General features: G+C 55.5%; 12 protein-coding genes. 7 read left to right on the forward strand and 5 right to left on the reverse strand.

The genetic code is table 11. The features are described from left to right. Nucleotides 1-30: 30 nt before the first annotated feature. The gene (locus ABA45_RS08515; protein ID WP_084708298.1) at nucleotides 31-1,542 is read left to right on the forward strand and encodes a diguanylate cyclase; all 1,512 of its coding nucleotides are present in this window, start codon (nucleotides 31-33) and stop codon (nucleotides 1,540-1,542) included. Nucleotides 1,543-1,584: 42 nt separating this feature from the next. On the opposite strand, the gene ABA45_RS08520 is transcribed toward ABA45_RS08515, so the two are convergent. Further along, entirely contained in the window at nucleotides 1,585-2,334 is a 750-nt protein-coding gene (locus ABA45_RS08520) for a murein L,D-transpeptidase catalytic domain family protein (RefSeq protein ID WP_048385335.1), read from the reverse strand. 171 nt (nucleotides 2,335-2,505) lie between these two features. Here ABA45_RS08520 and ABA45_RS08525 point away from each other — a divergent pair, with 171 nt between their 5' ends. Then, nucleotides 2,506-4,206 carry a L,D-transpeptidase family protein gene (locus ABA45_RS08525; RefSeq protein WP_048385336.1) on the forward strand — a complete coding sequence of 567 codons (1,701 nt, stop codon included), beginning with the start codon at nucleotides 2,506-2,508 and terminating at the stop codon, nucleotides 4,204-4,206. Here the strand turns inward: ABA45_RS08525 and ABA45_RS08530 are convergent. Continuing rightward, nucleotides 4,133-4,996 (reverse strand): LysR substrate-binding domain-containing protein, encoded by an 864-nt coding sequence (locus ABA45_RS08530; RefSeq protein ID WP_048385337.1) that lies wholly within the window; start codon nucleotides 4,994-4,996, stop codon nucleotides 4,133-4,135. The genes ABA45_RS08525 and ABA45_RS08530 overlap by 74 nt on opposite strands. A gap of 114 nt (nucleotides 4,997-5,110) precedes the next feature. On the opposite strand from ABA45_RS08530, the gene ABA45_RS08535 reads away from it, so the two are divergent. After that, complete coding sequence (locus ABA45_RS08535; RefSeq protein ID WP_048385342.1) at nucleotides 5,111-6,043, forward strand: DMT family transporter; 933 nt, start codon at nucleotides 5,111-5,113, stop codon at nucleotides 6,041-6,043. A 2-nt stretch (nucleotides 6,044-6,045) separates the two neighbouring features. Here ABA45_RS08535 and ABA45_RS08540 read toward each other — a convergent pair whose 3' ends face one another. Both ABA45_RS08540 and ABA45_RS08545 read right to left on the reverse strand, forming a co-directional pair. After that, the gene (locus ABA45_RS08540; protein WP_198147092.1) at nucleotides 6,046-6,681 is read right to left on the reverse strand and encodes a YceI family protein; all 636 of its coding nucleotides are present in this window, start codon (nucleotides 6,679-6,681) and stop codon (nucleotides 6,046-6,048) included. Beyond that, a complete protein-coding gene (locus tag ABA45_RS08545) occupies nucleotides 6,668-7,423 on the reverse strand; it encodes a CDP-alcohol phosphatidyltransferase family protein (RefSeq protein WP_048385344.1) in 756 nt (251 codons plus the stop codon). Before ABA45_RS08545 ends, ABA45_RS08540 begins: the two co-directional genes overlap by 14 nt. Before the next feature lie 64 nt (nucleotides 7,424-7,487). Here ABA45_RS08545 and ABA45_RS08550 point away from each other — a divergent pair, with 64 nt between their 5' ends. The 4 genes from ABA45_RS08550 to ABA45_RS08565 all read left to right on the forward strand — a co-directional run bounded on the left by ABA45_RS08550 (nucleotide 7,488) and on the right by ABA45_RS08565 (nucleotide 11,869). Further along, nucleotides 7,488-8,501 carry a zinc-dependent alcohol dehydrogenase gene (locus tag ABA45_RS08550; RefSeq protein ID WP_048385346.1) on the forward strand — a complete coding sequence of 338 codons (1,014 nt, stop codon included), beginning with the start codon at nucleotides 7,488-7,490 and terminating at the stop codon, nucleotides 8,499-8,501. Nucleotides 8,502-8,569: 68 nt separating this feature from the next. Beyond that, nucleotides 8,570-8,968 (forward strand): 6-pyruvoyl trahydropterin synthase family protein, encoded by a 399-nt coding sequence (locus tag ABA45_RS08555; protein ID WP_048385348.1) that lies wholly within the window; start codon nucleotides 8,570-8,572, stop codon nucleotides 8,966-8,968. Next, nucleotides 8,955-10,916: a glycosyltransferase family 4 protein gene (locus tag ABA45_RS08560; protein ID WP_048385350.1), complete on the forward strand. Its 1,962-nt coding sequence runs from the start codon at nucleotides 8,955-8,957 to the stop codon at nucleotides 10,914-10,916. The genes ABA45_RS08555 and ABA45_RS08560 overlap by 14 nt, the downstream gene beginning before the upstream one ends. A gap of 5 nt (nucleotides 10,917-10,921) precedes the next feature. Beyond that, on the forward strand, nucleotides 10,922-11,869 hold the full coding sequence (locus ABA45_RS08565) for a lysylphosphatidylglycerol synthase transmembrane domain-containing protein (protein WP_048385352.1): 948 nt from the start codon (nucleotides 10,922-10,924) through the stop codon (nucleotides 11,867-11,869). Here ABA45_RS08565 and ABA45_RS08570 read toward each other — a convergent pair. Then, a complete protein-coding gene (locus ABA45_RS08570; RefSeq protein WP_198147094.1) occupies nucleotides 11,850-12,755 on the reverse strand; it encodes a RibD family protein in 906 nt (301 codons plus the stop codon). The genes ABA45_RS08565 and ABA45_RS08570 overlap by 20 nt on opposite strands. Nucleotides 12,756-12,803 lie beyond the last annotated feature (48 nt).

Consider the following 12,803-nt stretch of genomic DNA (forward strand, 5'->3'; position numbering starts at 1 on the left):
ACCACGCAGGTGTCAGCGAGGGGCGTATGAATGAATCTTGAAAAGCAACGTTGTCCTTATTGCGGTGAGCAACTTCTGTGTGTTCAATGCTCTGATTCGGCGGAGTATTTTATACACTGCAACGGTTGTGGTGCCCGCGGCCCTCGCTGTCTCTCCAAAGAAAACCTCTCTATATTACCTCGCTTGTTGGAAGAAAGTCTGCTTCGGACGGTGATTGACGAATCGCCAGACATTGTATGTCTGAAGAATTGGCGCGGTGAATTTTTGCTTTGCAATCAGTCGTTGGCGCGTCTTTATAATTCCACACCAGAGCAAATGGTTGGCAAAACCGACGCCGATTTCAATGATGACCAAAGTCAGGTCCTTTTTTTTCAGAAAAGCACCCAAGAAGTTATAAGTGGCGGCCAAGTTCAGGTGGTGGAAGAGGCATCAACGAACAAGGCAACCGGCGAAGTCCGCTATTTTCAGTCGATTAAAAAGCCACTGAAGGGCCCCGACGGCAGTGATCGTGTTCTGGTGATCGCTCATGATATTACCGAGCTCAAACTGGCGTATCAGATAATTGAAGAAAAGGAAAAGCGGTATTCTTACGCGATGGATGCTGCTGGCGAAGGCATTTGGGACTGGGATATAGAGCATAACGTGGTGCGGCACAACATGAAGTGGTGCCAGTTGTTGCAACTTGACGATACCTTGTTAACTCACGATATGGCGGTTCTCGGGAAATTAATTCATGCGGATGACATCGCCAGCATGATGAGTGCGTTGAATACGGCGCTTGAGGGTACTGGCTATTACAGCTCTGAGCACAGAATGGTACGCCCGGATGATAGTGAAATCTGGGTTCACGATCGCGGTCGGGTTGTTGAACAAAACGCGGAGGGCAAGCCGCTTCGTATGGTGGGGAGCATCAACGATATAACGAGCCGCAAAGTGTTCGAGCGGCGTCTTGCTGAAACCAATCGCCGTATTGAGCGCAGCAAAGAGCAGCTGGAGGGGCAAGTCGTTGAGCGCACCGCGGCGCTGGCGCGTTTGAATCAGGAGCTTGAGGAGCTGGCCAAGCGCGACATGCTGACCGGTGTTGGTAATCGACTGCGGTTAGATGATTGGCTTGTCGCACAACCTGAGGGCAATGCTTGCGTATTAGTGATGCTGGATGTTGACCACTTTAAGCAGGTCAACGATCGTTACGGTCACAAAGTGGGCGACGAGGTGCTGCAGAATATTGCTCAGAGTCTTGTGCTGAGTGTGCGACGCGATGATTTGGTGATTCGCTGGGGTGGTGAAGAGTTTCTGATCGTGCTAAGTCCGACTGATATAAATCAGGCGGTCTTGATTGCGGAAAATTTACGGTTAACAGTCAGTGGTCTGAACGCACTGCCGGATGGCAGTAAGGTAACCGCCAGTTTAGGCGTGGCCGGGGGGTTGTGTCGCGAGTTTGATCGCGTATTGGTAGAGGCGGATAGCGCTATGTATGTGGCCAAGCAAGCAGGTCGCAACCGGGTAATTGCAGCTCCACAAGCCCCAAAAGCGATTCCTTAAGCACTAATCATAATCGCTGGTTAATGCCGCTTTTGCTCTGTATCAATTCATGGCCAGTCGAGCATCTGTGCGTTTACAGCTTAAGAATTCAGACGTTGCCAACCACTCGGGATCCGGATAATAGGTAAACAGATACTGGTTTTCTTTCAGACTATCGATCAGTTTAATGGCGACCTCCTGGCGAACCGCCGGGCAACCGTGGCTGCGCCCCAAACGCCCGGTCTGTTCTATAAAGTTCTCGCTGACGTAATCGGCACCGTGAATCACGATGGCCCGCTGGTAGGCCAGATCGTTTACGCCTGCCTCCAATCCTTTCAGGCGCAATGAGTAGCCGTTGCGGCCGTAATAACTGTTGAGCGTGCGAAACAGGCCAATACTGGATTGATAGCTTTCCGGGATGTTGGAGAATGACTCGGCCTCGGCATTGCCCGAGCCCCGGCCATGGGACACAAGCTCTTTAAACAGCAGTTTTTGGCGTTTCAGGTCAAACACCCAGAGTCGCTGCTCAGTGGATGGCAATGAAAAATCGATGACGGCAAGCCTCTCGGCATCGGGTTGGGCGCAGCCCAGTGCACGCGCCGCCAGGCGCAAGACTTGTGGGTTGGCTTTTGGTGCCAGCTTCGCCAGTGTGTTGTTGAGGCGAGTTTGCTGGGATGTAGACGTTGCGCTATCAGAGGTTGCTTTATTGACGGGTTTGTCGGAATTGGCGGCCATCGCATTGTGGCCCCCCAGAATTATTTGACTACACAAAGCCGCACCGAGCAGCCATCGGTTTAAACGTATCATCGGCATCCAGAAAATCCGTGTTAAAGGCAGGACTTTACCTGACGTTAAACTGTCTTATTGGTAGAGGCGGATCATGCTGTCACTATGAAAGCGGATCATCCGGTTTTCCGCAAGGTGCGTAATTATACGGTTAGAGTTTGAAATAGCCAGGTTTTCTCTGGCACATGGAGGTACTGTATGATAGGGCGTCATGCGCTAAGCCGCGTTTTGCTGATGCTTGTATTGTCGCTGGGAGTTGCCTGTCACAGCGTGGCGGTGCAGGAAAACAGCGAGCCAGATCAAGATTTAGCGGCTTACCTAACGGTTGAAACTGAAGATTTGCGTGCTTTTTACGCGGCTAGAGACGGTCGGTTTGTGTGGCAGCACAGTGAATCGGTTGCAGCTTTTGCTGCCGCACTCAATACCCTGCAAAGTGATGGCCTGAATGTAGCCGACTATCAACCCGGCGCCATTATGGCGCGTTATCGTCAACTGCAGACACCTTACACAACAGCCAGTGATCGCTTGCGCTTTGAACTGTCGGTGAGCAGAATCCTGCTGACCGCGTTGACTCACCTGCAGCGCGGCAAGGTGGACCCGTATCAGATTGATTCTGAGTGGGAAATACCGGTTATGGCGCGCGCTCTGGATTATCAGGGGATTTCCGACGCGGTAGATGCACAGCGTTTTGAGCAGGCATTTTCTCTGGCACGGCCGTACGTTGCGCCCTACCAGCGTTTGCGTGCAGGGCTGGCGTACTATCGCAATATCCAGATGGAGGGCGGCTGGCTCCAGTTACCGCAACGGAGTCAGTTACTAAGGCCAGGCGATGTCGATGCCGATGTCCCTTTGCTGCGCCAGCGATTGGCGATGACAGGAGGCCTGGGCCTACAAAACGCTCAGCCCGCTGGTCAGCTCGAAGAACAGACTGCGATTCTTCTTGAATACGATGAAGCGATGGTAGAGGCCGTGCGTCTTTTTCAGCGACACCACTTGCTGGAGGCGGATGGTATAGTGGGTCAACAAACACGAAACGCGTTTAATGTGTCTGTTGACGAGCGCATTGACCAGATTCGAGCCAATCTGGAGCGCGCTCGTTGGTTGTTACACGGCGAAGCCAGCGCCTTTATCCTGGTGGATATTGCCGGTTATCGCATCAGCTATTTTCGCCCCAACGGTGAAATCTGGCGTTCGCGAATTGTGGTGGGCCAGCCCTACCGCAGCACGCCGTCGCTGCGCTCCGAGATCACACACTTGACCGTTAATCCGACGTGGACAGTGCCACCGACCATTTATCGGGAGGACTCGCTGCCAAAAATTCGAGACGACATCGGCTATTTGTATCGGCAGAACATGAGCGTGCTTAATCTTCGGGGGCAGCGCCTCGATCCGCAACAGATCGACTGGCGGAATCCCGGTGGCATTATGCTGCGCCAGGGCCCGGGCCCGATGAACGCACTCGGGAATTTGGTTCTGCGTTTTCCCAACAACCACCTGGTGTATTTGCACGATACGCCGGCGCAGGCGTTGTTCGGGCGCCAACAGCGGGCGTTCAGTTCGGGTTGCATCCGGGTACAAGGCATAACGGAGTTGGCACAACTGCTGTTTGACGACACCGATACGGCCGCGGATGTGAACGCGTTAATAGCGACTGGAGACACTCGCAATATTAACCTGCGGCGCACGATGCCGGTCATACTGCATTATTGGACGGTACACCCGGGCGAAGACGGCGAGCTGGTGTTCCGCCCGGATATTTATCAAAAAGATGCCAGACTGCAGAAAGCGCTCGACCAACCTTTGGAATCGCAGGGTTGGTTCGAGTTTAATCATTGGACGCCAGATGAGTCCGAATCAGGTCCGCCAGCTGACTTGCCGGTTCCGATGGCCGGCCAATAGAGCGATGCAGGGCGATTTCAACGGATTGTAATGCCGGCATGCCGCTGCGCTCGTCAATCACCCGCAGTTGGTCAGTTAGCATATTGCGGGTTACCACAACCACCGCCAAACCAGCCACGACAACCGGTAAAAGGCCGGTCATGGATTGGCTGGAGTAGGCCATGCGCCAGCTCCGGCCTGCAGAGGCCAGCGACGCTTCAGCAACATCACGAAACACGTCTGCGCCCGGGGAATAAAGCGCCAGCGGTATCGGGTCGGCTAATGAGGGCTGCGCAGTGGCGCCAACGGCCCATACCAGCGGTTCGCGGCGAATCACTTCACCGCCCGGTGAACGCACCTGGCGCGTTACCACCGCCATATCAAGATCGCCATCCTGTACCTGCTTCACCAGATCAACGCTGGAGCGGCAAATAACCTGTAACTGAATCGCCGGATACCGCTGACTGAAGTGCGATAACACAGACGTCAGCAGAAAGGCGTAATCCTCCGGAATACCCAAGCTCAGCTCGCCGGAGACCTGTCGGCGTTGAACGTCGTCCACCGCTTCGCTGTTTAGCACCAGCATTTTTCGCGCGTACCCCACCAGTTTTTGCCCCTCGGCCGTTAGGCGAATTTTACGACCCGCGGGTTCATGTAGGGCAACGTCCAATGATGCTTCCAGCCGGCGCAGCTGCATGCTCACAGCCGATTGTGTGTAAGCCAGGCGTTCAGCAGCCGCGGTTACGCTGCCAGCGTCGGCAATCGCGACCAGCGTGTGCAACATGTTCAAATCCAGAATGCGCCGTCTCAAATCATCAATTCCTGTTAGGTTATCAATCAATAAATGTCGATTTTTTGATGTGTTGAAAGTGTATAGGGTTAGACCCTGTCTTGCTAATTCAGCAGCGTTGAGGGAGTACTAACGGTGAGTCGCTATACCATTGTCTTACACCAACCGCTTTATCTCAGCGTTTTTGCAGCGCTTGTTGCTGTTGTTCTGTGGGCGATCGCGCCGCTGCTGGTGGATATCGCAAGTGCGGTGCCGCCGTTTCGGCTGGCAACAATTGCTCTGCTAAGTGGTGCTGTAGCAGCTTTGCCCATGACGTTGCGCAAACGCACAAAAGCGCGAACGGATGTCAGGCAGGTAACGCTGCCGCTCAAGTGGAAATTGGTGATTTACGGACTGGTGCCGGCGCTGATTTTTGGCGCTGTGGTCGGTTATCTGGCGGGCATGGGCAAGGCGCCCGCTGCCGAGGCCGCATTGATTACTTACACCTGGCCGATACTGTTTATTGTGCTTAGCCAGTGGCTGTTTCACCGACGCATTCCATTGCCGGTCATCGTCGGGGCCGGTATTGCATTTTGTGGCGCAGCGGTTTTGATATCACCCGAGTCGCTGGGGGTAGGCGCTAGCGACCACTATGCCGGCTATGCACTGGCACTGCTGGCCGCTTGTTGCTGGGCATTGTATTCGTGGATTTGTCAGGCGGCGCCGGTAGCGGTTGCACCTTTGATGCCATTGCTGTTTTTGGTTGCAGGCGCAGGCGCGGCAACCGCTGACACCTTGGCTGGAAGCACACCGGGAATGCCTTCCGGTAGCGCTTTGCTGGCCGGTATTGCTCTTGGCTTTGGGCCTTATGGGCTTGCTATGGTGGCTTGGGACCTGGCTTTGCGCACCGGGCCTACGGCGTTGATTGGCAGCCTGGCTTATGCGGTGCCGGTATTAGCTGCGGTGCTTTTGGTCGTTGCGGGTATTGCCGCCCCAGATTGGCGTTTACCGGTGGCGGCGTTACTGGTAGTGGCCGGCTCGGTGGTGGCGTCTATGAAATCTGGCCGCCAACAACCGGCTTCGAATTAACCCTATTGTTTGATGGCTTCAAAACCAAAGCGCAGGGTGACGTCGTCCCCCACCATGTCGCCATCAAGCCCGTAGGTCATACCCCATTCGCTGCGTTTCAGGTTGGTTTCGGCGCTGATGCCTAAGGTATATTCCTCGTGCCCAAACGGATAAACCGCAGATTTGTTGAGCGTTACGTCTAATACAACCGGATTGGTTTGCCCGAGCATAGCCAAGTCCCCGGTGACCTGGCCGGTGTTATCGCCGGTGGTGTTGAAATCGGTCACGGTAAAAACGATGTCGGAGTGCTTGGAACTGTCGAGGAAGTCTTTGCTGGTGACATGCTCGTCGCGCTTTTTGTGATTGGTGAATACGCTGTTGCTTTTGAATATCAGCTTGCCGGAACTGAGCTCACGGGTTTCCTCGTCGTACACAAATTCTCCCTCTATCTCGCGGAACATACCCATCACCGGGGCGTAGCCGATGTGCATGATTTCAAACACCATCGAAAAGTGCTCGTCATCGACCTTGAAGTTGGTCGGCTCGGCGTGAACAAGCGGGGCTGAAGCCAAACAAACAGGCACTAGAACAGCGGTAGCAATTCGGCGCAAGGATAGGACAGCGATTCCGGAAGTACGGTTTTTCTCAGTGTGTGTCATGTTGTTCTCTCCGTTGATAGAGCCAATATACGTCTAGGAAAAACGACCAGGTTAACAGTAACAGCGCCGTTGCCAGCGACACGCTGACGAGCAGGGAAGGCGCTGGCGGCACAATCGCCACCATTAGCGTGACAATCTGCCATACGCAGACTGTCTTGCGGCGGAAGCTCGGCGGCAGCGGCTGGTTAATCCAGGGCAGAATCCAGGCAGCCACTACAAATCCATAGCGCATCAGGCCCAGTGCCATTACCCAGGCGCCAGCTTTGCCAATGGCGAAAACCATCAGGCACAGGCCGAGAATTAATAGCGCGTCCAGTTCCATATCGAATCTGGCGCCGAACTCACTGGTGCTGTGGGTGCGCCGCGCTAACTGACCGTCTACGCCGTCCAGTATCAGTGCCAACAATGCCGCAACGGCATACCACCAAAGGCGGTTAACCGACAGTTCAGCACCTGCGGCCACAGCGCAGGCAATGGCCACCAATACAATGATCACGCAACCGCGTAGCAGAGTTGTCCGGTTGGCCCATCCAAAATTTTGGTGTCGCGGCCAGCGTGTTAGCACACTCGTCATAATGGCGGCATAAAGAATGATGGTTACCGTAGTGGCCAGTGTGGCTGCGCCAACCTGGGTTGAGGCAACAGGCGAAATCACCAGTGCACACAAAGCCACCAGCACAACGGCACTCCACAACAGGTCCATCCATGGCGCAAGGCCTTGCACCCGAGGTGCTGAATTCATCAGTGAACTCCGTTAATAATTCTGTAGACTGTTTGGCATTTAGTATAGACACAAGGAGTATTGGATGAGTTCCACAAATGATGGCTCATCGCACGCTGCGACACGGGCATTCTGGACGACCGCCGCTGGCGAAGGGAAAATACTGGACACGGCTTTGAGTGACCCGGCAGGCACGAGTGCGGCCACGACCGACACTGAGGTAACCGTGCAATCGTTGTACTCAGGTGTCAGCCGTGGCACTGAATCTCTGGTATTTCATGGCCGAGTGCCTGCCAGCGAGCACCAGAGTATGCGCGCACCTTTTCAGCAGGGAGATTTCCCTTGGCCCGTTAAATACGGCTACGCCAATGTTGGCCGAGTTGTCAGTGGCCCCGAGGGACTAGCCGGCAAGACGGTATTTTGTCTGTACCCTCATCAACAACGTTATAAAGTGCCTGCTTCGGCTGTAACGCCTTTGCCGCCGGGGTTACCGGCCGCTCGTGCAATATTGGCAGCCAATATGGAGACCGCTGTAAATGGCCTTTGGGATGCCATGCCCGGCGTGGGCGACCGCATTGCGGTGGTGGGTTTGGGTGTTGTTGGCTTGCTGGTAGCCTGGTTAGCCAGCCGCATACCCGGAACCCACGTCGTCGCTCTGGATATCAACTCTGGTCGCGAGGCGGTGGCGCGTAAGCTGGGCTTGAACTTCGCCAGCCAAAGCAGCTTTGATGATTTTGACCTGGTGATTCACGCCAGCGGCCAAAGTGCCGGCTTGGCGACAGCCCTTGGCCTGGCTGGTCCTGAAGCAACGGTGGTGGAAATGAGCTGGTACGGCGATCAGCCCGTCATCGCACCCCTGGGCGCGGCCTTTCATCCCCGCCGCCTGACCCTGAAATCCAGCCAGGTGGGCGGGATTAGCCCGCTCCGCCAGCCGCGCTGGGATTATCGTCGGCGCCTGATACTCGCTCTGGACTTGCTGCAAGATCCGGTGTTAGACGCTCTGATCAGCGCAGAAACCCCGTTCGAGCAAATGCCGCAAACCATGGCGCAAATTCTTGCCCCGGGTGATGATACTTTATGCCATCGAATTCGTTATTAGTCATAGCCCTTTATAGGCAGCTCTGCACAGATGCTTACTCACATTATGTTTTGCCAAAGGAGATTTAAATGTACAGCCTGACCGTTCGTGATCACATCATGATTGCCCACAGTTTTAATGGCGAAATTTTTGGGCCGGCCCAGAAAACCCACGGCGCCACTTATATTGTTGACGTTAGTTTTGAGCGTAAGACGCTCGACCACGACGACTTGATTGTGGACATTGGCCTGGCTTCAGAGCAGTTGAAAGCACTGCTGGCGGAGTTCAACATGAAAAATCTGGACGACGTGGAGGAATTCAAGGGCCGCAACACCACCACCGAATTTATGGCAAAGGTTATATTTGAACGACTTGCAGCGGCGATTCGAGCCGGCCAACTGGGTGAGTCAGGCAGGGGTGTTGAACGCCTGAAGGTAACCTTGGCGGAATCCCATATTGCCTGGGCCAGCTACCATGGCGACATTTGAGTCCAGCCACGAACTGCTGTTTGTCGTACCGGGTGATCCGCAACAGAACACCGGTGGTTATCGCTACGTACGCGAGTTAGTAGCCGCGCTCAACCAAGCCGTCGTGTTAAATCAGCCAGGTATAAGCGCACGGATAGCGGGGTTGCCAGGCCAGTTTCCGCAGCCCGACACGGTGGCACTAACGGCCATGAACGAGTTGCTTGCGAGTGCGGCAGAACAGTCTTGGGTGGTGCTCGATGGACTTGCCATGAGCGCCATGCCAGAAATACTGGAAGCTCACCGGTCCCGGCTCAATCTGGTCGCGTTGATTCACCATCCGTTGGCTGATGAAACTGACCTGAGCTCGCAGCAGCAAGCGAGGTTTTTTGCCGCTGAAAAGCGGGCGCTGGCGGCGGTGCCCCACGTTGTGACCACCAGCCGCTTTACCGCAGAACGCCTTCGGGACTTTGGCGTAGCGTCAGACCGAATCCATATTGCTGAACCGGGTGTTGAAAAGCGTGCGTCTGGTGCGCCGGAACATTCTGCCAATGGCACGGCTGACGTTGCAAAAACGATACGGCTGTTATGCGTGGCACAATTGTCACCGCGTAAGGCCCAGCATCAGTTGGTAGAGGCTCTTTCCGGGTTGAAAGAGTTGCCATGGCAGTGTGTTCTGGTAGGCGCCTGTGATCGCAATCCGCACTACGCCGAGCAGGTGCGCCAGCAGATTCAGCGGGCCGGTTTGTGTTCGCGTATTTCGCTAACCGGTGAAGTGGACGGCGATGCGCTGGCAACGCTGTACAACAATGCCGATGTCTTTGTATTGCCGTCGCTGTATGAAGGTTATGGCATGGTGATTGATGAAGCACTGGGTGTCGGTTTACCGATTATTTCCTCCAACGGTGGCGCGTTATTACACACCGCCGATCGCCCCGGCGTTGCGATGTACAACGCGGGGGATGTGGCAGCGTTGCGTGAACGTTTGGGTGGTTGGATAACCAACCCTGACGTTCTGGCGCAAGCCCGCCTAAGGGCTGAGTCCGAGTCGCTGCGTGTGCGCACTTGGGCTGATACAGCCGCCGCTTTTAAGGCCGCGCTAACCGACTTTCAGAGCCGTCACCCGCATACCGAGTTCAGCGCTGACTGGCTCAGCCTGCGACAGCCGGCGGACTATAAGGCGCGGTCGCAAAATCTCAACGCCATGCTGCGTGATTGGCTACAACAGAAATCGGGAGACCAAATAAGGCCTCAGCCGCCAACGCTGGTCGACCTGGGTACCGGGCTGGGGTCTAATGTCGGGTATTTGGTTAAGGTACTTGATAAACCGCAGAAGTGGCTTTTGATCGACCAAGACACGGGTCTGTTGGCCGCCGCCGTGGCACGACTAGAGCCGTTGGGCCTGAGCGTTGAGCCTCGGGCTTTACAGCTGTTACCACAAACGTTTGCCGGGCTACTCCCCGCGGACACGCGCCTGGTGACCGCATCGGCGCTGATTGACCTTGTGTCGGCTCAATGGTTGCAGGCGTTGGTAGAAGAAGTCGCGGACAAACGCGCGGCCCTATTGGTCGTGTTGAGCTACGCTGGACGCTTCGATCTTAGCCCTCGGCACCCTGATGACGATCTGCTGCGCGTACTGGTGAATCAACACCAGCACGGCGATAAAGGCCTGGGAGCGGCGCTGGGGCCAAGCGCCACTGCAGCATTGACCGCAGAACTGCAAAGCTGTGGTTATGAGGTGCACATTGCCGCCAGTGACTGGCAGCTGGGTGAAGGTGAGGGTGAAAAGCATGCTGAGCTGGCGCGTCAACTGATGCACGGCTGGGTTAATGCCGCCATCCAGCAGGACTTGGATCAGAGCACACGTTTAAAGGTCTGGCTTGACGCCAGAGAACGGCAGCTGGCCGCAGGGGCGTTGCGCATTACTGTGTGTCATGAAGATCTGCTCGCGTTGCCGTCAAGGGCTGGGTAGCCAATATGTCTGCTACGGCAAAAACGGGCGTATGGGGTACCGCGGCTTGGCGCTGGCTGGCGAGTGCAATTTTGCTTGGCGCACTTTTCTTGTTGGTGGATACCACGGCTTTGTGGCGTGAGCTGCAACGAATTCCACTCTGGGTGGTGCTACCGGCCGTTGTACTTAGTGCGGTTCAGGTTGTCCTTTCTTCCTGGCGCTGGCGTTACACCGGTAAACGCCTCGGTTTGAGCATCGGCGTAGGTGATGCGGTGCAGGAGTATTACCTGGCCACGTTTATAAACCAGGTTTTGCCCGGTGGCGTTCTGGGGGATGTGAACCGTGCGTTTCGCCACGGTGTCAAAGCCGGCAAGCGACAAAAAGCGGCCCACGCGGTGGTGATTGAAAGGCTGTCTGGGCAACTGGTTTTAGCGCTGGTGGTTGGGCTGGGCCTGATCGTGCTTTGGCAGGCAAACGTGTTCAAACCATCGCTGGCGGGCTCTTCCGCAGCAATCGGCTGGCTGCCCATGGTTTTGCTGCTGGCAGTAGCAGGTGGTTTGCTGTTGTTGCGGTTTTACAACGCCCGGTTCAAGGCTTATCTGCTGGCCTTGCGTGATGATGTACACCAAGCTTTGTTCCGTTGGCCAGCTTTGCCGTTGCAGCTGATGTCGTCGTTGTTGGTTGTGGCCAGCTATCTTGCGGTTTTTTTATTGCTGGCGGTGGCTGCGGATTACGTCAACACAGCCGCTGCAGCGGCTGTGCTTCTGGCGCTGTGTACTGTGTTATTACTGAGTATGATCGTTCCACTGACCGTGGCGGGTTGGGGTATACGCGAAGGCGCCGCGGCTTTGCTGTGGCCGCTGGCGGGGTTGCCGGCAGAGCAGGGCGTGGCGCTCAGTGTCGGCTACGGTGCGTTGATGTTTATCGGCAGTTGCCCAGGCGTTCTGGTGCTGTTTAAGGGCCGCCGTGGTTAACGTTGAATTCCAGAGCAAACAGCATGTCAGAACCCAGGTTGACCATGGTTGCCCGCGGCCGCAGCGCGTCGTCAAGTTGATCAATCTCGGGCAGTGTAAACGCTGGCCGACCGCTACCGATGATCATGGGCGCCACCATCACGTGCAATCGGTCTAGCAATTGCGCGTGCAGAAATGCGGACACAGTCACTCCGCCACCTTCTATGAATATTTTGTGCAAACCAAAGTCTGCCAGCACCGCTAGTATCTGTGCGGGGCAAACGGGTTGCTGGTTATGACCCAGGCACGGAACTTCTAGAACACTCGTTAACTCTTGCAGCCTTGGTTTCGGGCCGGGTTGGTAATCACCGGCGATCAGCCGAAGTGTTGGCGCTGCGTTATCGGTAAACAGATGGTGGCTGGCGGGCACACGGCGGCGACGGTCGATAACCACCCGTACCGGATTGTCACCAGAGGTGCGTCTGACCGTAAGCTGGGGGTTGTCGGCCACGGCCGTCCCTGCGCCCACCACAACCGCATCTGATAACGCCCTTATGCGGTGTAAGTGGACAATGCCATCATCACCATTAATGAATCGTGAATGGCCGCTCACCGTGGCGATACGGCCGTCCAGGCTCTGTCCTAATTGGCCGATAACCGATGTGGTCTGGCCGTCTGCCAGTGGGCTTACCAAAGGTAAAAATAAATCAAACAGCTGTTGTGCCTGTTCGTTGGCAGGGCGTAACAAACGCCAGTTTCCGTCGTCTTCAGACAAAGCGAGCGCGGGTTCTGTGCTGTTCGGAACCGACAAAATAATGTTGGCACAATCCCGTGCCTGCAAAATAAGTTGCCAGGCTGAGTGGGTGTCCAGAAGTGGAGATTCTATAGCCAGTCTATCCATAGCCATTCGGTCCGGTTGCGTTGGCTGTATCTAAACAGGGAAAGCGTGCAAGGT

Source organism: Marinobacter psychrophilus (genome assembly GCF_001043175.1).
Lineage (GTDB): Bacteria > Pseudomonadota > Gammaproteobacteria > Pseudomonadales > Oleiphilaceae > Marinobacter > Marinobacter psychrophilus.